Annotated in this window: 24 protein-coding genes and 1 other RNA gene; 4 read left to right on the forward strand and 21 right to left on the reverse strand. The window is 58.2% G+C overall.

The window, feature by feature from the left end:
* Nucleotides 1–92 precede the first annotated feature (92 nt).
* The 3 genes from KFS80_RS04935 to KFS80_RS04945 all read left to right on the forward strand — a co-directional run bounded on the left by KFS80_RS04935 (nucleotide 93) and on the right by KFS80_RS04945 (nucleotide 1647).
* Nucleotides 93–368: a hypothetical protein gene (locus tag KFS80_RS04935; protein ID WP_212544110.1), complete on the forward strand. Its 276-nt coding sequence runs from the start codon at nucleotides 93–95 to the stop codon at nucleotides 366–368.
* 96 nt (nucleotides 369–464) lie between these two features.
* Nucleotides 465–861: a transfer-messenger RNA gene (gene ssrA, locus KFS80_RS04940) on the forward strand.
* 174 nt (nucleotides 862–1035) lie between these two features.
* Entirely contained in the window at nucleotides 1036–1647 is a 612-nt protein-coding gene (locus tag KFS80_RS04945; protein ID WP_212544111.1) for a hypothetical protein, read from the forward strand.
* Here KFS80_RS04945 and KFS80_RS04950 read toward each other — a convergent pair whose 3' ends face one another.
* From KFS80_RS04950 to KFS80_RS04975, 6 genes are all read right to left on the reverse strand, one after another.
* Entirely contained in the window at nucleotides 1648–2157 is a 510-nt protein-coding gene (locus KFS80_RS04950) for a lysis system i-spanin subunit Rz (protein ID WP_212544205.1), read from the reverse strand.
* Complete coding sequence (locus KFS80_RS04955; RefSeq protein ID WP_212544112.1) at nucleotides 2157–2579, reverse strand: cell wall hydrolase; 423 nt, start codon at nucleotides 2577–2579, stop codon at nucleotides 2157–2159. The genes KFS80_RS04950 and KFS80_RS04955 overlap by 1 nt, the downstream gene beginning before the upstream one ends.
* 43 nt (nucleotides 2580–2622) lie before the next feature.
* Nucleotides 2623–3909 (reverse strand): phage tail fiber protein, encoded by a 1287-nt coding sequence (locus KFS80_RS26855; protein WP_246541618.1) that lies wholly within the window; start codon nucleotides 3907–3909, stop codon nucleotides 2623–2625.
* A gap of 64 nt (nucleotides 3910–3973) precedes the next feature.
* Nucleotides 3974–4699: a hypothetical protein gene (locus KFS80_RS04965; protein WP_212544113.1), complete on the reverse strand. Its 726-nt coding sequence runs from the start codon at nucleotides 4697–4699 to the stop codon at nucleotides 3974–3976.
* Between the two features lie 8 nt (nucleotides 4700–4707).
* Entirely contained in the window at nucleotides 4708–5004 is a 297-nt protein-coding gene (locus KFS80_RS04970; protein WP_212544114.1) for a hypothetical protein, read from the reverse strand.
* Nucleotides 5004–8645, reverse strand: a complete 3642-nt coding sequence (locus KFS80_RS04975; protein ID WP_212544115.1) for a TipJ family phage tail tip protein — start codon at nucleotides 8643–8645, stop codon at nucleotides 5004–5006. The genes KFS80_RS04970 and KFS80_RS04975 overlap by 1 nt, the downstream gene beginning before the upstream one ends.
* Nucleotides 8646–8774: 129 nt before the next feature.
* Between KFS80_RS04975 and KFS80_RS04980 the strand changes: the two genes are divergently transcribed.
* Complete coding sequence (locus tag KFS80_RS04980; protein ID WP_212544116.1) at nucleotides 8775–9125, forward strand: hypothetical protein; 351 nt, start codon at nucleotides 8775–8777, stop codon at nucleotides 9123–9125.
* Nucleotides 9126–9156: 31 nt separating this feature from the next.
* On the opposite strand, the gene KFS80_RS04985 is transcribed toward KFS80_RS04980, so the two are convergent.
* From KFS80_RS04985 to KFS80_RS05055, 15 genes are all read right to left on the reverse strand, one after another.
* Nucleotides 9157–9744 (reverse strand): tail assembly protein, encoded by a 588-nt coding sequence (locus KFS80_RS04985; protein WP_212544117.1) that lies wholly within the window; start codon nucleotides 9742–9744, stop codon nucleotides 9157–9159.
* On the reverse strand, nucleotides 9741–10523 hold the full coding sequence (locus KFS80_RS04990; RefSeq protein ID WP_212544118.1) for a C40 family peptidase: 783 nt from the start codon (nucleotides 10521–10523) through the stop codon (nucleotides 9741–9743). The genes KFS80_RS04985 and KFS80_RS04990 overlap by 4 nt, the downstream gene beginning before the upstream one ends.
* Before the next feature lie 3 nt (nucleotides 10524–10526).
* On the reverse strand, nucleotides 10527–11228 hold the full coding sequence (locus KFS80_RS04995; RefSeq protein ID WP_212544119.1) for a phage minor tail protein L: 702 nt from the start codon (nucleotides 11226–11228) through the stop codon (nucleotides 10527–10529).
* Between the two features lie 54 nt (nucleotides 11229–11282).
* The gene (locus KFS80_RS05000) at nucleotides 11283–11627 is read right to left on the reverse strand and encodes a phage tail protein (RefSeq protein ID WP_159245089.1); all 345 of its coding nucleotides are present in this window, start codon (nucleotides 11625–11627) and stop codon (nucleotides 11283–11285) included.
* Entirely contained in the window at nucleotides 11627–15034 is a 3408-nt protein-coding gene (locus tag KFS80_RS05005) for a phage tail tape measure protein (protein ID WP_212544120.1), read from the reverse strand. Before KFS80_RS05005 ends, KFS80_RS05000 begins: the two co-directional genes overlap by 1 nt.
* Nucleotides 15035–15096: 62 nt before the next feature.
* A complete protein-coding gene (locus tag KFS80_RS05010; protein ID WP_212544121.1) occupies nucleotides 15097–15354 on the reverse strand; it encodes a hypothetical protein in 258 nt (85 codons plus the stop codon).
* A gap of 54 nt (nucleotides 15355–15408) precedes the next feature.
* A complete protein-coding gene (locus KFS80_RS05015; protein ID WP_212544122.1) occupies nucleotides 15409–15564 on the reverse strand; it encodes a hypothetical protein in 156 nt (51 codons plus the stop codon).
* 92 nt (nucleotides 15565–15656) lie between these two features.
* Entirely contained in the window at nucleotides 15657–15986 is a 330-nt protein-coding gene (locus tag KFS80_RS05020; RefSeq protein WP_212544123.1) for a hypothetical protein, read from the reverse strand.
* 38 nt (nucleotides 15987–16024) lie between these two features.
* A complete protein-coding gene (locus tag KFS80_RS05025) occupies nucleotides 16025–16525 on the reverse strand; it encodes a hypothetical protein (protein WP_212544124.1) in 501 nt (166 codons plus the stop codon).
* 54 nt (nucleotides 16526–16579) lie between these two features.
* A complete protein-coding gene (locus KFS80_RS05030) occupies nucleotides 16580–16966 on the reverse strand; it encodes a DUF3168 domain-containing protein (RefSeq protein ID WP_212544125.1) in 387 nt (128 codons plus the stop codon).
* Nucleotides 16959–17537, reverse strand: a complete 579-nt coding sequence (locus KFS80_RS05035) for an HK97-gp10 family putative phage morphogenesis protein (RefSeq protein ID WP_212544126.1) — start codon at nucleotides 17535–17537, stop codon at nucleotides 16959–16961. The genes KFS80_RS05030 and KFS80_RS05035 overlap by 8 nt, the downstream gene beginning before the upstream one ends.
* Before the next feature lie 3 nt (nucleotides 17538–17540).
* Complete coding sequence (locus tag KFS80_RS05040) at nucleotides 17541–17708, reverse strand: hypothetical protein (protein WP_212544127.1); 168 nt, start codon at nucleotides 17706–17708, stop codon at nucleotides 17541–17543.
* A 10-nt stretch (nucleotides 17709–17718) separates the two neighbouring features.
* Nucleotides 17719–18051 carry a head-tail adaptor protein gene (locus tag KFS80_RS05045; protein WP_212544128.1) on the reverse strand — a complete coding sequence of 111 codons (333 nt, stop codon included), beginning with the start codon at nucleotides 18049–18051 and terminating at the stop codon, nucleotides 17719–17721.
* Entirely contained in the window at nucleotides 18051–18350 is a 300-nt protein-coding gene (locus KFS80_RS05050) for a head-tail connector protein (RefSeq protein WP_212544129.1), read from the reverse strand. Before KFS80_RS05050 ends, KFS80_RS05045 begins: the two co-directional genes overlap by 1 nt.
* Nucleotides 18351–18569 (reverse strand): DUF7302 family protein, encoded by a 219-nt coding sequence (locus tag KFS80_RS05055; RefSeq protein ID WP_212544130.1) that lies wholly within the window; start codon nucleotides 18567–18569, stop codon nucleotides 18351–18353.
* Nucleotides 18570–18615 lie beyond the last annotated feature (46 nt).

Consider the following 18615-nt stretch of genomic DNA (forward strand, 5'->3'; position numbering starts at 1 on the left):
AACAGGCCCTACGCTAACGTAGCCTGTTATGACCTCGGCATCGCCGCCAGACCGTCCGGCAGCACCGAGACCTACCGTTCAAGGAGATACCCATGAAGCATTCTGCAATTGCTGGATTGTTCATCGCTGGTGCACTTCTGGCGTCGCCGGTGTTTGCGGCGGATAAAGACCTGTGTGCCGGGAATCTTCAAGTTATCAAAGACTTTGTCACCAGCCAGCCTTCCATTCCGGAAACCTCGCTGAGCAACGTCAAGACCGCCCAGGAAGACGCCATGAAGGCGCAGGCTGCCGGGGACGATGGCAAATGCGTTGAAATTACCAACGGCATGATCACGAAAATGCAGATCCGCAATCCAACGCGTAACTGACACACCAGGAAGCCAACCTTCGGGTTGGCCTTCCCGGCCGATTGACGTACACTGCACAGGCTTGTTGCTCAAACAGATGTACTGAGCAATGAGTTCGGGGCCGTTTAGGATTCGACGCCGGTTGCGAAACTTTAGGTGCATGCCGACTTGGTAACAGAAGTCGTAAATCCACTGTTGCAACTACTTATAGTTGCCAATGACGAAAACTACGGCCAGGAATTCGCTCTCGCTGCGTAAGCAGCCTTAGCCCTGAGCTTCTGGTACCTTCGGGTCCAGCAATCACCAGGGGATGTCTGTAAACCCAAAGTGATTGTCATATAGAACAGAATCGCCGTGCAGTACGTTGTGGACGAAGCGGCTAAAACTTACACAACTCGCCCAAAGCACCCTGCCCTTCGGGTCGCTGAGGGTTAACTTAATAGAAACGGCTACGCATGTAGTACCGACAGCGGAGTACTGGCGGACGGGGGTTCAAATCCCCCCGGCTCCACCAAATAAGCGTTACAAATCAGGCACTTAGCGTTTATCGCAAGTGCCTTTTTTGTGCCTGAATGGGTGGTTTTGGCTCGGTTATGCCAGCTTAATGACAGCCTCCCTCACCAGGGCAGTGGGCCCAAGGGATGGCATCGGTTCCTAAAAAGAGGCGCAGGCGCAAGGAGGATGAAGAATGCTAGGAGTTGAAGTCTTTGAGGGGGCTTACACGAAGCTCAAAAATCGATTTGGCGGTCTCACCTCGGACGTGTATTTAGTACCTCCTAACCAGATGAGTGAGCGCACAGACCTATTAGATATCTTCAATGTTCGGTACGACGAAAAGCTGTATTTCAATGACGATTCCGCCGATTTGAAAACTTACGGAATAGAGGGAGCGGGCGGGATCACCATAAATTTTCTCTTGTCCGGCATGGGTCGTAGCGCTGTTTTCATCAACGAAAATTGCCTACCAGAGGGGACGCAGGAAGATCTGGTGTGGCTCTGGAGATACAACTCTCTTCATCACGAACTTATGCACGCGCTGGACTTCAGCAAACAAAAAAATTTCAACACTGCCCGGCGGACGATGGATCTTGTGGGTGCTGAGGTTTTTGCTGATCACAAAACTCTAATGCATCTGAAGTCCCTGAGCTCCAACGGCTTCATGAAAATAGCGCTCCAATCGTATGCAGTGAACTCAAAGGTTATGGGTGAGAAGGGTGGAATCAGAACCGAAATCTACGATCGGCTCGTGAAAAAGATTGGTAGTCAGAATATCGACTATTGGGCAACGATGAAGATATAGCTATCGAACGATGAGCGCCCTAATGTAGGACTGGCACGCCTGCAGGGCAATCAATCCCCGGTCGCCTTTGTCGGTGATGGCGATAATTCGTTGAGCATGCGCCGGGTCAAGTCTGGCTCGTAGGGTTCCATGATCCACGCCGCCGGCGCCGGTGGAGGCTGACACGTTGCAGCCGTTGGCAACGTCGGTCGCATCGAGGAGGACTGACAGGCGCACATCAGCAGTGGCAAGGCGATCGCGCAGGCGATCCTGATCACGTTGGGCATCGGCCATTTTCCTATAGTGGGCTTGTTCACTGGTCGCCAAGCTTTGCTCGAGCGCGAGACGCTTGTCCTGCTCGGCCTGTTGTGCAGCGACAGCAGCCAGCGTCAGTTGGTTGAGGGTATCGCCGTGCAGGCGGGCTTGATCAGCCAACTGACTTCCATAGCGCCAGTCTTGGAACTGCCAAGTGCTGCCGGCGCTGACCAACACCAGCGCCAGCGCACCGACTGCTCTCCACGGCACGGCGATCACGGCACATCCTTGAAGAAGACGTGGCCGCCCAACTTCAGGGTCTGCTTTGCCTTCAGCGACCAGGACGGCGCCTTGATACTGGAAGCGTAATAGTGCGTGGCGCCGCCGGTGGGATCGGCTACCTTGCCGTCGATCACTTGGTCTGCGGCAATCCGCGCCTGCGCCAGCTCGCGAAACGGGATCTGCTTCACACCGATCAAAAACTGGTAGTTCGGATCGGTCTTATTCCAGCAGCTGAACTGATATGGCTTCTGGCACACGCCCGCATACCCCTCCCCCCACCACGACTTTTCTTTCCCGTCGAGGACGCGGTTACGCACTGTCCACGCCACAGCGATCTGCCCGGCCAGACTCTCGCCGCGAGCCTCCCCCCACAAAGTGCGTGCAAGGACGTCGCGATCTTTCTCGGTAGCACTCATAACTTTTCTCCAGGCAAAAAAATGCCCGCTCAATGGCGGGCTGTTATTCGTTTACAGGATCGTTCGGCGGCGGCTGATAATCTGGCTGCGGCATTTCCAAGCGGACGTCGATCCAACTGTTGAGCGGCACATCCAGCGGCGCACCGCGACCGGGAAGCATCTCGCCGTCGTCGGACAGCGTCCAGCGCTGCTTAAATAGTCGGATGGTCACGGTACCGTCGGTGTCTTGTTCGCTCTCAGTGATGCCGAGCGTCCCGCCGCCGTCCGGCGAACATGGGTCTTGAGTGCGCCAACCTTCAATTGCCAAGCCGAGACTACCGGTGATTCGATACTCACCGACGCCGAGGCGTTCGACATTCACACCGCGAGCCTCATTGTTCGCCACACCCCACGCCCCCGCCGGCTCAAAGGTCTGCTCCTGAAGATCACGACGGTGGCTATCAGTGACGTTCGCAATCCGTATGATCGGCGAAGCCGCCGATAAAGCGCCGCCCGATCCTCGAGTCGTATTCCCCGTGTGATAGAGCTTTACCCAAGGGGAGAAGCCAACAGTTGTGGAGTTGTAGTAACGGTACGCCAGCTCCGTCCCCAAGATGCTCATCGCAAACTGGCTAAAAGTCTGGGCGTTGTAGGAAATCGTCAAGCTTGTGCCGTAAGGAAATCCCGGCTGCGTTCCGGCAGGGTTCACAATCGACTTAAATTCGGTAGTCGTCAGCGCGTCGATATTGGCAAACGCGAGGGCTTCCCCACCAAGCCCAAAAGCACCAACAGGCATTGCATTGCCGGCGTTATTACCAAGCGTGGCAGTGGCGGCGGATCCCAAGCCTAAGCCTGCTCGAGCAGTGGCTTGTGAGTTTCCGCCGGTTCCCCCTTGAGCCACGCTTAAAGCAGTGGTCAAGCCAATCATCGACGTGATGTCGCTGTTGGCGCCAGACTTTGCAGCGCCGATACCCGCGCGCGCACCAGCAGGATCGGTTGCGCCGGTACCACCTTTATTAACGGGTAATACTTCGTAATTGCCTGTTGCTCCCAAGCTTTCGAGCTTGGCTCCCCATTTCAGACTGATATTGTTGAATGAGTCCGCAAGTGCCTGGGGATACCCCTGAACCGGCATGATCGCGTATGCCACCCCGCTGGCTGTCGCGCCTTTGTATGCAGGAATAATTGATATCACGCTTGCGCTTGCGACATTACCAATCTCGTAGTTAACCCCGTCAGGCCCGACAAATGCATCGCCGATTCGCGAAGTGGCCGCGAAGTCAGTGTTGGTGCCAATAACTGTGGTTGTTCCGTTGGTAACAGAAACTGTTCCGCCTCTAAGCCAAGGCATATGGTTTTCCTAATATGGATCAATAAAAAACCCGCACTTGGCGGGCTGATCGTTTGATGTCTAATCAAAGCGGGCGCATCGGTCTTGCGGCAAAAGTCGTTCTACCGTTCTTTGCGGTGCCGCCCTCTGAACTAACTAGCGCTCCGACATAGCCATTGAGTGTTGATCTAACACCCGCGTGAAAACCACAGGGGGTCGCAAGTGTTGTGTTGCCGTTGTAGATCTTCCCGCCAAGTAGTGTTGAGGCGAGAAAATAGTCGTCGTATGAGCCAGTCCATTGCATCTGACAGCCGCTCCAGTAAATCCCTGAGACCTGCCCTCCCCGACTATCAAGTGTCCAGCCTTCATTGATTGGAAAGCCTGTCATCACCAAAAGGTTGTCCGCCCCAACGAATATTTGCTCATTATTCGCATTGCGCAGACGCAAGTCGTATTCACTCGGCGTCGAGGTTGATCTGAATGTTGCGACAAGCCAACGACCGCTACAGTCAGAACCATTGAAGGGTGCCATCAAGTGAAGGTCGAAGTAGAAACCCGTCCAAGCACCCGCCGCGCCCATTTGCACTAATGAGTGATACATGCCCTGATTGTTTGGATTGAGAAACACATGAGGCGCGTCCACAGTTGTTATGGGCGTCGGATAAGTGATGACTGCTCGGGTAATCGTTACCGGCGCAGTCGGCGGCTTTCCGATGGTGTAAGTGCCGGACGCAGCAACGTTCAGCACTTTATTGTCGCTATCGATTTGAAAGAAGTTCAGACCATTGCGAGACCTAAAGCCATAGTCCATGACTGCTCCTACTGATAGGTCAGGATTAAAACGTTGAGCACCACGCCAGCCCCCCTCCGAACCCTAAGCTGTCCTGCCGACCAGAATACGGCCGGTAACACAGCGTTTTCGTTTGTAGGGTTAGGGAGCGTTACGCAGACAAATGACTGTGCGGTGATCTCCGGCATGCTGATATAACTGGTGAAGTCACTGGTTATCGGCGGCACGGTGACTTGCCTCGTCACAATTGAACGAATGGTCATCGTCGACGTTTCTAGGGTCACGACTCCTGCGCCGTTTTTCGTTCTTGCGCCGTAATAGTCCATCACGTCATCTTCCCGAGCGCCGCGCGCTCGATGTAGTTCAGGTCATATACGTAAATACCGTTGTTGTTCAACAGCGTGTAACCGGTGCTGGATTGTCCGCGAAGCGTGAATGTACCGGCGGGAATGTTGATTTCCAGCAGCGGCAGTCCTTGGGAATTCAGCGCCGCCGACCGAAGCGTCATTCCGAGCACCAGTTCCTTGATAAAAGCCTGACTGATGATGGCCGTGTTCATGAACACTTGGCCGCCCTGGACTATGAACGGTGAAATCATCTGGCCGCTGACTTCATCCAGAATCGCAAAGCGCTGGGCGAACGCGAGTATCTGCGACTCTTGCTGCTGACCGTCCACGCCGATGGCCAGCCCTGCCATGACAGTACGCCCACCCACTGTTGTAGACGTCTTGATTGTCGTAAGCGACGACACCTTTCCATTCAGACCAGAGACAGCCGTCGTAGCGGTTTCCGCTTTCGCTGTTGCGCCATTGGCAGTGACCGTGATGGTTTCAATCTTCTGAGCGGTAGCCTCCTTGTCCGTCGCAAATGCCGATTCAAGCGAAGAAAGATTCGCAGCGTTCTTACCAACCGCCGCATCAATTGACGTAAAGCGCGTAGCTGATGACAATTTCTCCTCAGCTACTACCTTTTCATTCGTCACGATACTGGCAGTGCTTTGGTATGCCTTGAGCGCTTGGGTCATCGCCCCAGTTCCGTCATCCTCTCTCCACGCTGCCTGTAGGGCTTGCGTCGTCGAAGCCTGGGCGGTGACTTTACCGTCAATGGTTTTGATCTGTGTTGTGTGCTGCTGAATCTGCAAAGCCATGGCGTTTGATGTTTCAGCAATAGTGCCCATGTCATACCAGAACTCAGCATTCGGCGGCGAGGCGCCTACCGGAACCGCCTTGACTGCCGAGAACAAGCGCCCCTCAAGACGAACAATTTCCCCTTTACCGTAGGGCTTCGCCGGATCGTAAACCAATGCGTCGGTTATCTCGCCTATCAGGTTCTCCAGTTCTTGCTTGGCCTGCTCCAGCCGCTCATTGACGGAGCCCGCGCCATCGCCGGATATTTTTCCGATCTCAGCAAACAGCTGTTCGCCAAGAGCCGATGCTTGGATTTTCCCTAGAAAATATTTTTCGTACTCAGCCTGATCAATACTGGGTTGGCCGTTCACGCCATTGACCGCTGGATACCACGGCCCCACGTTCCCCGTGCGATCCACCAGCCGCGCCCAGAAAAACAGGCTGGTACCGGGTACGATGTTTTGCATTTCGTGCTTCGCCTGCGGGTAGGCGAAATCGGCCAGTTTCACAGAAGCGGCGAGGTCGTTGGTCTTGCTGCTCCAAATCTCGGTGCGCTGAGTATCTTCCGCACCAGGTGGAAACCCCCACTCAAGGCCGATGCCGTAGACCTTGCTGACGGTACGCAGGAACGACACCGCCGGCGGCAAGCCGGTTTTGCCCAGCAGGTCCGTCAGCACCGAGTTGGTCGGCACCGACGAGACATTCATGGCGCTGACCGCGCGAACCCGCGCCAGGTACTGCCCCGAATAGATCCCGCGAACATCTACCATCAGTTCACCGGTGCGCGGAACCTTGATCCACTCTCGAGCGCCCCACCGCCATTCGACGTCATAACCCACCGCGCCTGGTGCGGCGTCCCATGCGATGCTCATGCTGGTGACGGCAATGCCCTGCTCAACCACAACGTTTTGGCTGATCAGCACTCGCGCCGGGGCTTCCTGCGTGCCAATCGGAATTCCGCTGATTGGGCGGGTATCAACGACGGCGCCGTTGTCGATGAACGGGAACTTGCTCGGCTCATGCTGGATGACCTCGAGCTGGTACTGGTGCCACTCAGGGCGAGTGACGTTGCGCACGTAGAACTGCATGACTTTCAGGTCGTCGAAGTCGATCACCCAGCCGCATTCCGGCTCTGGCACTTCGCTGTAATTCGCGGCCACAGTGACGGCCCGGCCGTTGACCGAGCTGATTACCCGCGCTTCGGACTTACCACTGGGCAGGTTGACGAAGAGCCTCGCGCCAGTCGGGATCGTTACATCGCGATCGAGGGTGATTACGCGCCCGGCCGCCGAAGATACCCGCCCACCGTTCGCCCGCCCCGCCAGCATCGGATCGCCGACGGAAATGATCTGTCCGGGTTTGGGGATGCCGCCGTCAAGACCAACGCGGAATGTTCCCCCGCGAGTCTGCAGCTGCTCAGTGACCAGCGCCCACTGACCCGCGCGCTGCGCCTGGCCAAGAGACGTGCATCCAAACGCGTCGACGCTGAGTTCGCGAACGGAGCCGAGCTCACTCATTGCTTCGTTATCGAATACCGGCTCCTTGTCGGTTTCGAAGCCCTGCGCCGGGTTGTCCCAGGACACCATCGCGGTTGTGTGCCGATCGCGCCAGCGGGTGCCGTCGTATTTGATGGCGCCGTTGTTGAGGATCTGCGAAGGGCTGTAGCTGAACACGGGGTCGCCGGGCATATCCGCATTGACGACGATTTGGCTACCGTCCCAGTAGGCCATCCCGTGAAAAATCGAAGCCAAGTCCTGCAGCACCGCATAGGCTTCGGCCTGCTTTTGGAAATACAGGTTGCAGGTGAAACGCGGTTCCTGCCCGCCCTTCCCGTCTGGCACCATCTGGTCGCAGTACTGCGCGATCCGGTACAGCGACCAACGATCAACCATAGTGGCGTCGATGCGCTCGCCGAGGCCGTAATACGGATGCAGCACCAGGTCGTAGAAAACCCAGGCAGGGTTGTTGGTGTAGGCCTCTTTGAAGGTGCCGTCCCAGATTCCGCCGCTGGTACCGGCGCCGGCGGTGGCATACGTTCGCGTCACCGGGTCATAGTTCGCAGGCACGCGAACGATGCGGCCGCGCATCAGCACGGCGATTTTTGCTATATCGCCGCCGAATTGCTGGGCGTCGTACTCAATGCAACCAACCGACGTGAGCGGGTATTCCTGATCACTATCGACCAGTTCGGCAACAGCCTCGATGAACATGCTGTCCTGCACCAGCGAACTATTGGCCTCTGGCGTCAGGCGGCGGGCGCGAAGTGTCCAGCGGTTGCCGTCCGGCAGTTCGATCCGGTGGGAGCGCTCGTATTTGGTGACGTTCTTGCGATCGACGAACGAGGTCAGCACCGTAACGTAGGGACCGTTGTCGGTAGAAACATCGATTGCGTAGTCGATCCGCACGCCGTTGATGTTGCCGCTGGCGTCCTGAGATTGAAGCGTCGGCCAGCTCAGCCGGACGCGCGCGGCGTCGATCACAGAATTGTTGATGCTGTACAGCCAAGGCGTCGACGTACGCAGCTCTTGGCCGACAGCTATTTCATTGCTGGACTCGGTGACACCGGACAGGCGCTCTTGGTGAAGCTCGCCAGAGCGGAACTGCCATTTCACGCCGGGATAATTGATCGTGCCGTCTTGTGCCTGAATGGGCGTACCGTCGAGCCGCACAGAGCGCAGGCCGTCGACCGGGCCGACAATCGGCCCCCAGCTCCAGATATAGACCAGCCGGGCAGTGGCCAACGACGGAACGCTGTTGGAGGCAATGCTCGGCTGCTTTGGCTTGGACTGACCGCCCTTACTGCCCGTGACACGCCGGCGCCTTTCTGAGAGAGTAGTCATTTAGCTCCTAGATAGTTTTATCCGCTGCGGCGGAGTTGAAGACTTACAGCGCGCTAATTAATAGAGTGAGATTTACCGGCAATATCGCAAGTAAAACCATATTCCAAAATTGAAAACACGGAGTTAAGAATGCCTGCAACTTACGAAATAGATCCGCGCGACGCTAATGGCGCGGCAACAGATGAGTCGAATGCCTCGACGTTTCACATAACCCACCTGGGATCGGTGGTAGCCAAAGCTTCATCCTTAGATTTGGCCAGAAGAATAATCAAGTGGTTCGAGGAGCTCGAAGAACTAAACAAAATGGGGATACATGTAGAGCCAGACACTATTCCAGCAGAAATATTAATGCATCAAAACGAATTCATTGAAGTCTCAACGGAACAAGCAAAGATATTTGCAATGAAACTCGGCTTCAATCTAGCAAGCAAAGAACAAAGCAACTCCATTAGAGCCAAGTTTAAATTATCTAAGCCTTAACCACTTTTCAAAAACTCTAGTAAAGCCATTTTCAAACATTATCTTGGGTGTAGATTCCGCCGGACTCCACGGCACCCCCAATCTCTCGCTCGCCGTACAAAAGCGGATAGGGGTTTCCTTGGGCGATGGTGGTCACCGCCGAGCCGAAGCCATAGCTTGGATTGTTGCCGTCTTCGTTCTTGTCGGTGGTGTTGGCTTTGGTCGTCGGCGACAGCATCTGCACCACGCCACCCAGGCCAACCGCAGCACCGGTGGCGAGCAGCCCCATGCCAAGTGCCGAAGTGGTGCCGCCGGTGAACAGGCCGGCCACGATCAGCGCCACACCCAAGATCGTCTGGAACACTCCGGCCGACTTGCTGCCCTGAATGATTGGCATGATGCGGATCACTTTGGCGCCAGCACCGCGCAAGTCGAGCTCCTCTTCGCCAATGTTTCGTTCGTCGAGGAACACGGCAAACACCAGACCTCGTTCCTCGGCGGTGCGCAAAAACTTCTCGAAGCCTGGCTTCATCTGGCAGAGCGCGCTCATCGCGTCCCGGAACCCGAAGAGATCCAGCCGATACTCGCGACCGAAGCGCTTGCCCAGAACGCCGCCAAGTTTGATGGTCGTCATGGTCATGGTCGGTAGTCCCTGTGCCTCAGGATCAGTTTTACGCGGTTGGCCATGGACCACCCGTAAACCTCTCGGCTGGAGAGCCGGCCAGCCATGTGGTGATAAATGAATGGGCCTGACCCGCCGAGCGCCGGCGCTTGCTCGCTGGCAAAGTGCGGGTTGTCACCGAGATAGATGGCGGCATGGTTTGGGTGGAAACACGGTCGCCCGATCGTCGGCACCTGCAGCACCAGCATGTCGCCGCGGCGCGCCTCTTCAACTTCGTAAAAGCCGGCGGCCTTGAAGTTATCCTCGTACAGGCTCGGCCCGTTCTCGTCTTCCCACCAAAGGTCGTGGCGTTCGAAATTCGGAAGCTGCAATCCGCCCTCGCGCGCATACCAATCGCGGCAGGCGCCCCAACAGTCCAGAAGGCCGTGGGAGAAATCGCGGCCCAGCAACGGCGCTTCGAATCCCGACGGCTTGAACCATTCGAACTCCCCGCCCGGCCAGCCGACGATGCCCCACGGCAGTTCGTGCAGCTCACAGCTGACCCGGTCCGCCATGCTCGGCATGGGCGCCTTGTCCGGGTGGCTATGGATGATCGCCAGCACCTCGCCCAGATCCTCGGCGGCAGCCTGGTCGCGCTCGTCGATCTGAAAATTCTCCCGCTCCGACTTCGCGCGATTCGTGCACGGCACGTACCGGCGGCCGGTCTCGGTCTTCACCAGCAGCCCGCAAGCCTCGCCCGGGTAAGCGCGCTCCGCATGGGCACGGATTTCGTCCTGCAGCTTTTGATTGATGCGCATTGGTTACCTCGAACTTGCGATAAGGCTTGCCCCCATGGAGCCGCCGAAGCGACGCGTGTTGCCGCGCAGCTTGCAGCTGCTCCACCAACCGCCGCACTGGTCGAGCGCGGGGTTGTCGGTGGGTTCGTTTTTCTTGGTGAACATCGCGGCACCGGTGTAGGCGCAGGCCTCACCGCGGTAACCGCCACGACACGCCCACCGGCAAAGCTTGGTGATCTGCTGGGAAGGCAACATCTGCCCTTCCATGTCGGTAGGACTGGACATCGAGAACGTCAGCGAGTCGAGCGTCTCCTCGGTTTTCTGCTCGATGTACCAGATGTTTTTCCGGCTCTGATTGCTTGCGGTGGGGTTGCCGTCGGCGAAGTTGGCAGCGTCCAGGTAGTGGCGGAAAGTCTCGATGACCGTGAACTTCGCGCCGGCGAGGTCGCGGTACTGCAAGCACAGCGCAGCGATCGCGCCGCGCACGCCGCCAAGCTCGTTGGCAATTTGCAACGTCGGCGCCGCGGGCCGCCCGTCCCCACGAATATCAAAACCTTTGGCCGTGATCTGCAGCGGCGAGTAGAGCTGCCCCTGCCAGACAATGTCGCCTTCCTGTGCATGACCGTGGAACCGCCAGAGGTTGGCGCCCAGGCGTGTAGCGTCGAGCTCGAACAGCCGGATCTGGTTGCCCGGCTCGAGCTTTTGAATATCGGCGTTGTAATTCATGGGACTCCAGAAACAACAAACCCCGCACGGGGAGGGGTCAGTCATTGCTTTCAGTCAGGGGGTGTAGACCTGCTTGAAGGCGAAAGTGAGAGTGAATAATCCGGGGCCAACAGAGCGGGGTTTGTATCCGTTGCACCGGTACCGACCCCGGACGCCACCTGGCGGCGTCCAGAGGAACGACTTGTAGCCTTCGTGCCGATCGAGGAAAGCCCAGATCAGCGGCAGCTCCTCCCCCTGCTCCATCGAGCCGGTGTGCGTGAGATTCCAGACCTGGCTTTTCGTGTTGATGCCGATGCCGCCGGCCTGCACGTAACCGTCGCCAAACTCGTTTTCCCATGTCCGCTGGGAGACATCACCATCGGCGCCCACCTCGACATCGTAGATAAATTCCTCGGCCATCAGCCTCGCCTCCAGAGGCGCCCGCCTTGGCGCATCTCCCGATCAAGAAACTGTCCCATCCGAGCTTCAAGCGCAGCTCCAATCGAATCGCCCTGCGCCTGTGCTTCCTGATTGCTCATGCCTGGCTGAGCCTGAACGGTCACTGGTGCGTTGAAAATGATGGGCGCCGGCGCCGACGCGGGCGAACCACTACCCGCGCTCGAACCGGATTGCCCGACCAAAGCGGCCTTCCCGTTGCTCAATGCTTCCAGGGTGCCCACTCCAATACGCGCTGTCGCGTCTGCGTTGAACACGTATTCGCCACGGTGAACCGGGCCGGCGATCTCGTCTCGCCGGCCGTCGCCGGTGTAGCCGCCCTCCATGAAGCCAGCGCCAGCCATTGCGGTCATGCCAACGGCGGATGCAAGCGGACCCGTTACGGTCAGGGCTGTGGCCATCGCCGCTGGCGCAGCGGCCGGGCCGATGATCGGGATTGCGGCTGTCGCGGCGTAAGCATTCAGACCAGCCTGCAACGACATGGCCGCGGCGTTCGCGCCGAGCGTGCCTGCGGCACTGGCCTGCGTGGTTTTACCGACCAGCATTTGCACACCCTGATAGATCAACCACTGAGCCGCCATGTCACCCAGCGCCTTCAGCATCGACTTCGCGAAATTGCCGACCATATCCCCCAGCGCATCGCCCACGTCTTCAGCACCGCTCGCCACGTCAGAGAAGAAGGTGCCCAGTTCACTGGTCCCCGTGCTCAGCGCGGTAGAGGTCACATCGGCAGCGATCTGCGAGTAGTCCCTGGCAGCGTCCGCGTAGTTCGCCCAGGCCTCGTTGACGCCATTCATCCAATTGGCTTGCTGCTCGTCAGTGGCCGCGTAGAAGTCCTGCTGATACTGCAATCGCTTGTCGTACTCGGCCTGCAACACCGCCGTTTCATCCCTGTACAGCTGAGGGGTTATTTCCCCACTGTTGCGCTGCTTTACCAGTTCGTTGACATCAGCCGCATACTTTTGGCGCATTGCCAGGTCGGCGCGCATTCGATCACGCGCCTTGTCGCCCATGCCGGCGCCGGCGAGTTCCTGTTCGTAGCCGTCCTTTGACGTACGAGTTGTCAGCGCCTGCGCGTTCTTGAACGCGGTCAGCTTCAGGTCGTCCTCGTTGGCCTTCTTCAGCTTGTTGAGCGCGTCGAGCTCGGCGGCCATTCCCATCAGCCGCTTCTTTTGCGCTTCGCTGAGCTTGCCCAGCTTTCCTTCCTGGAGTTCGAACGAAAGTTTCTGAGCCTCGGTGGCGTCCTTCTGCTTATCACCGGTGGTGTTGATCAGGTCGATCTGGCGCTTGTAGCCTTCTTCGGCAGACTCGAACGATTTGAGCTGTTGCTTGGCGGCAGAGGTACCCTCGGTAGCGTTCTTCCGCGCGGCTTTGGCGGCAGCATCATCGGATGCTTTCTGGGCGTCCTTCGCCGCTGCCGCTGAGCGGATGGCAACGACCATTTCTTTTGTGAGCAGACTGTTCTCGGCGATATACCGATTTGCCGCTTCCAAGCTGGTCTTGTCCTGAGCCGATGCAAGTTGCTTAAGCAACTGGTCCAGATACTTTTGCCCGGCTTCGTTTGCGCCAGCCCGGGCCGCAGCATTTTCACGCTCCGCCCGGGTATTGGCGTCCGTCTCGCCGGTGAGCTCGGCCAGTGCGGTTTTCAACTGCGCAATCAGCGCGGCCTTTTCCGCTGCTGCACCGCCGCTCTCTTCCAAGGCGTCGACCATCTCGGCAGTTACACCGGGAATTTCACGGACTTGTTCAGCCACAGCCTTCCAGTCAACAACCATTCCAGCAGACTGATCACTCGATGCCTTTTTAATGATGTCCATTGCCGACTGAAACTCGGCAGGTAGCGGAGCGATCCCTCCCATGAAGCCGGAAGCGCCAGCGAGACCGGCATTTGTCAGACTGCTCTGAAACTCAAAAGCAATTGATCCGGCAGCCGTAGTCAGGTCGCCCTCGGCTTCCTCGATGGACGCTTTCAACTCCCTGAGCGTGACAGACTGCGTTGCCCTGTTGAGCTTGTTGAATCTCTCAACCAGCTTATCAATGGGGTCGCCGAGGTCGCCGAGCTTCTTCTCAAGTACGCTTGTGTTGTCACGCAGCGTGAGAAACGCAGTGGCGGCTCCAATCGCCAACACCGCGATACCCGCAGGTCCGCCAAGGACTCCCATTACTCCGAGAGAGGCACGACTTGCGGCAGCTTGAGCTGCGGCTACTGCATTGGTTGCCCGGGTTTCCACCATCCTTGCTTCGGCGAGCTGCAGCGACATCTGCGCTTGCACGGCTGTGCCTCGCGCGGCGATTGCCTCTTTCTCTGCAAGGAAAACGGAAGTTTGTGCTTTTTGTTGGTCGGCTTGAGCCGCAAGCAGAACAGCGGCTGCTTGGGCCTTGCGCGCGACCGCATCAGCAACGGCAGCCCTGGTCGCGGAAATGGAGGCTGCTGCAGATCCAGCGAGTTGACGTAGATAGCCCGCCAGAGCACCGACAGCGACAACACCAGCGATGTCCGCAAGAATTTCGAAATTATCCCCAAGCGCGCCGATACCTTTGGCCAGAACTCCAGTGCCATCAGTCGTCTCGTTCAGCCGGCCCACGTACACCGAAAACGCGTTATTGAGGTTTTGCATTGCATCGCGCACAGCTACACCCATGCTGTCAGCCAGCAAGCCGTTGGCGTGAGCCGACTTCTGCAATCCCTCGGTGAGTATGTCGAGTGCCAGCTTACCCTGGGCACCCAAACTGCGAATCTCTTCCGCTGTCTTCCCGGTAGACTTAGCAATCGTATCGACCACGGTCGGCATAGCGGCGAGGATTGCCTGCCACCCATCAGCCTCGACCTTGCCGGTTTGAAGTGCTTTCGAATAAGCATCAATTGCCGAGCTGGCTTTGTCGGCCGATGCAGAGTTCGTTACCAAAAGGAAACTGAAGCTGTCCATCACGTCCAGCGCTTGGCTGGTGTTGTAACCCATCGACTTCAGACTGTCCGCCGTTCGGATGTAAAGTTCTTGGGCTTCAGCCAGTGGCCGATAGGTACGCTTGGAAGTTTCGAGAAGGCGATCCTGTACCAGGTTGTATTCATTGACGCTGCCGGTCGCCATGCCGATCCGATCGGACATCTGGCTGAAGGAGTCGGCAGTTTCAATAATCTTGCCAACCGACGCAGCACCTACCGCGATTGCCAAGGCGTTCTTGATCACACCCGCGGCGCTCTGGGCGCTCTCTCCCGCGCGATCAAACGCTGTATCGATACGCCCTAAGCTCTTGTCGATCTTGCCAGCAGACTGACCGACGGTGGAATCCGCCCGAGCCATCTCCTGACGCAACTGCGCCGTGGTGGCCTCAATGCGAACAAGCATTCCGTGTACGTCGGTATCTGCCATGCTTTTCTCCAGGCAATAAAAAACCCGCCGTGGCGGGTTCTATCAAGTAATGAATTTGGAAGTCATCGCTGATTGGAATTCTTCCTGTTGGCTGCATCGGTGATCTTTCGGATCCGGCGCTCCTCCTTCGCCTGTAGTCTGGCTGGATCATTCGAGCGCCTTTCCCAAACGTAGACGGCCACCAGAATGATCACGACCGAAGTCAGCGAAAATAGAACCACGTTGCCAGCGGACAACACCAGCGCAGCAAGTCCAAGGAAAAAGCCTGGCGCCAACGCAACGGCTATCACTAAGAGCAGCAAGACAATCAGAACTTGCATCAGGTTTGCCTCCATTCAAACCGATAGCCTATCAAATAAGCTCTTGATACCAAATCATGCAGCCTGCCGCCCTGTCAGCGCCTGTCGCAACTTCGCCGCAACGGTCGATGGCTTCGGCTTCTCTTTCTTCCCGCCAGGCTTTCCGCCGAAGGGGTTGGTCATATGCGTCCATTCGAGTTTGGCGTCCATGGCCAGGAACAGCTCCGGCATAGGCGTGCACCACGCCAGATCCGGCGACCAGCCGAGCCAGCCCGTGGCTACTGCATACAGCCGGTCGACGTAGCTGCCATCCTCGACAGCACTTACGCCGCCGCCGGCTTCTCCTTTCCCGGAGCAGTACCGCGCGGGTTGTACAGCGCCACCAGGTAAGCGTTGAGCTGCACAGATACTTCCAGAACGCCAGCCTGCCAGACCTGTTCGGCGACAGCCTCTGCGGCCTTGCCCTTCAAGCCAGCGCCGCCGGCGATGATCACCGCGCACCCGTCGACGCTCAGTGCATTGATTGCCTGCGACGCGCCACGCAGTCCACCGAAGTGCGCCTCGATCGCGCGAACGGCCTCAAGCGTGGGTTTCAGTGTGTAGGTCTCACCATCCAGCTCGACTTCAACGGTACCGTAAAGGGTTTTGCTCATGTGTCAGATCCTTGGAAGCGGGGCCGAAGCCCCTCAGATTACGGCGCAACGGCGGCCGGGAGGATTTCGAGGATGTCGGAGTTGATGCCGATCGTGACGTTGCGGCGAACCACGTTGTCAGCGGCGCCAGCGGCGACGGTGTTGTTCATGACCTTGCCGCGCATGTAGAAGGTGGTCGGCAGCACCGCTGGCGTTGCGTCCGAGTCGCCGTCGTTCAGGGTGATCTTGATGTTGTAATCGCCCTTGCTGCGGTCCTTGTGCGCCACCTTCAGCGCAGCCTGGCCGGCGTCGCCATTGTCGAGGCCTACGGTCAGCGTCATGTCGCCGGCGTCCGCGGTGCCCTTGTACTTGCGTACCCGACCGTCGCGCAGCGAGGTGAAGGTCACCGAGCTGAAGGTGTCGCCGAACTCGCCGAGGTCTTCGATCTCGCCCACTTCGACGTAGGTGTCAGCTTTGTAATCCGTTTCGGTCGTGGCGCCGGACTTGGTGCCCAGCGAGAATCGGCAGCCGGCGGCTGTGTTGAGGTTGTCATCGGCCATGGGTAATCCTCCAAAGGCACATTGGATAAAGCCGCGGTGCGGCCGGTGTTGGGTTTAATGGGTGGTGATGACGCGGACCGTGATCGATCCCTGGTACGTCACGCCGTCGGCGTCACGCTGCGCATCTGCTTGCTCAACCCTGACCGATACTGCCCGGCCAACAGCCAGAGGCAGGCGGCGCTCGTCCAGTGCTGAAACGACCTCGCCGATGATCCGCTTTACCTCGGCCTGGCCGTGCGCGTCTGACCAGACTGAAAGGTAGATCAGCCGTTGCTCGCGCTTTCGGCCGGCAATCGGGGAGGCGTTAGTCGAGATCTCGCGGTCGATCGAGACATACGGCATATCGGTGTCCATCGGCGCGCCGTCGTAGACCGGGCATGAAACCTCAGCTTCGAGCCTGGCGAACACCGCTTCCTGCAGAGCAACAGACGGATCACTCATTGCCCGCTCCCATGCTGGCTTTGCGCAGCGTCCTGGATACCGCGGCGCGGATGTTGGCCAGCACGAATTCGCGGTTCACGTCCTTGGCTGGTCGCAACCATGGATGAGCCGGCCGGGCTGGAATGTCCGGGTACTTGCCGTAGAACGTGGAGCCGTCAGACTTGTTCTTCGTGTCGCGCGCGCGCAGTGCGTTTCGGCGTCCGGACATCTTCGACTTGTCGCGGTTGTTGGTGTGCTCACCCCCAACCGCGTTTTTGTCAGCTCGTCGGTACAACGTGCCGCTGTAGCCCTTCGTTCCGTACTCCAAGAAGCGGAGGTAGAAGAAACGCTGAGTGTCACGCTTGCCCCGGATGCCGATCTCGGCGTTCAGGCCGCTCTTTGAAACGAACACCTTCAAAGCAGCAGCAGCGGCGCCCGTGTCCTTCGGGATGAGTTGCCTCATCGTTGCCAGGATCTGGTCGGCGCCTTCTCGCATCACGCCGACCAGCTCGTTATCCATCGTGGCGTGGATGTTGCGCAAGGTTTTGCGCAACTTGAAATCGCCAGACATGCGCGACCGGCGAGCAGCCATGGGTTACTCCTTGGCCTTGGCCGGTTTATCTGCCGGAGCAGCCTCGGCCACTTGGGTCACCAGCCCGCGCTGAATGAGGTCGGTGCCGAGCTTGGCGTCGACCACGAACTCTTCGCCTTTTTCCCGATCGCCAGTGGCGCCCGACAAGGCGCCCAGTGCAATAACTTTCATAAATTCAGCCTCAAGGGTTGGGGACGTTTGAGCAGAGCAGCCGGAGCATGCTGTGCTCGTTGTCGATCAGCGCAGCGCCAATCAGATAAGTCGTGGTGATTCCTTTCGCCGTGTGCACGATGCGATTTCCCGCGACGGCATCAGCCCTTGGACGGACGCGAATCTCGGCGGTGACCACAACTTTCAGCTGCTCAGCCACCGGCGCAATGCGTCCAGTCGGCAGCGTTATCTCAGCCCACAGTTTTCCAACTTCAGTCCAAACGACTTTGAAGCCACCGGAACCGTTTGGGGTGCGCACCTCTTTATGGATGGCGCACCGGTGACGCATTGGGCCTGCTCTCATCAGAAACGCTTCCTGGGCCAGAGAAGTCGGTCAACGGCCAGAGGAACAGCCGATGAGATAGTGCCGATCACCACGGCCTCGCGGTTGGCGTACCAGTGGCCAACGAGCAGCAGTACCGCCTGCTCGACGTCCGGGGTAAACCCCATCTGCTCTGGCCCGGCCGGCGTCCCTTCGACCAACTCACGGTCACAGTGCATGGCCACGTGCGCCTTCGCGGCCTCAACGTAACCGGTGATGAGCGAATCCTCGTCATCGCCGTCCACTCGTAGGTGGAGCTTCACGCGCGCCAGATCGATCATCTACTTGTTCTCTTTCGGGCCCGCTGCCTTCGATTGCTTGGGCGCGAAAGTCTTCGTCTTGCCATCACCGTCGACTTCCTCCGCCAGCCCCTTGCCAATCAGGGTATGGCCGTATTCATCATCGACTTCGTCGAACACTTGGCCAGCCCTCACCGAACTCGAGTCGGCACCCAGCAACGTCGCGTTACCGGCGAATCCCCACAATGCTTTGATTTTCATGTTGTCTCCTGAAACGAAAAGGCCGGCACAGGGGCCGGCCATCGAA

This window comes from Pseudomonas rustica, assembly GCF_018336155.1.
Taxonomy (GTDB): domain Bacteria; phylum Pseudomonadota; class Gammaproteobacteria; order Pseudomonadales; family Pseudomonadaceae; genus Aquipseudomonas; species Aquipseudomonas rustica.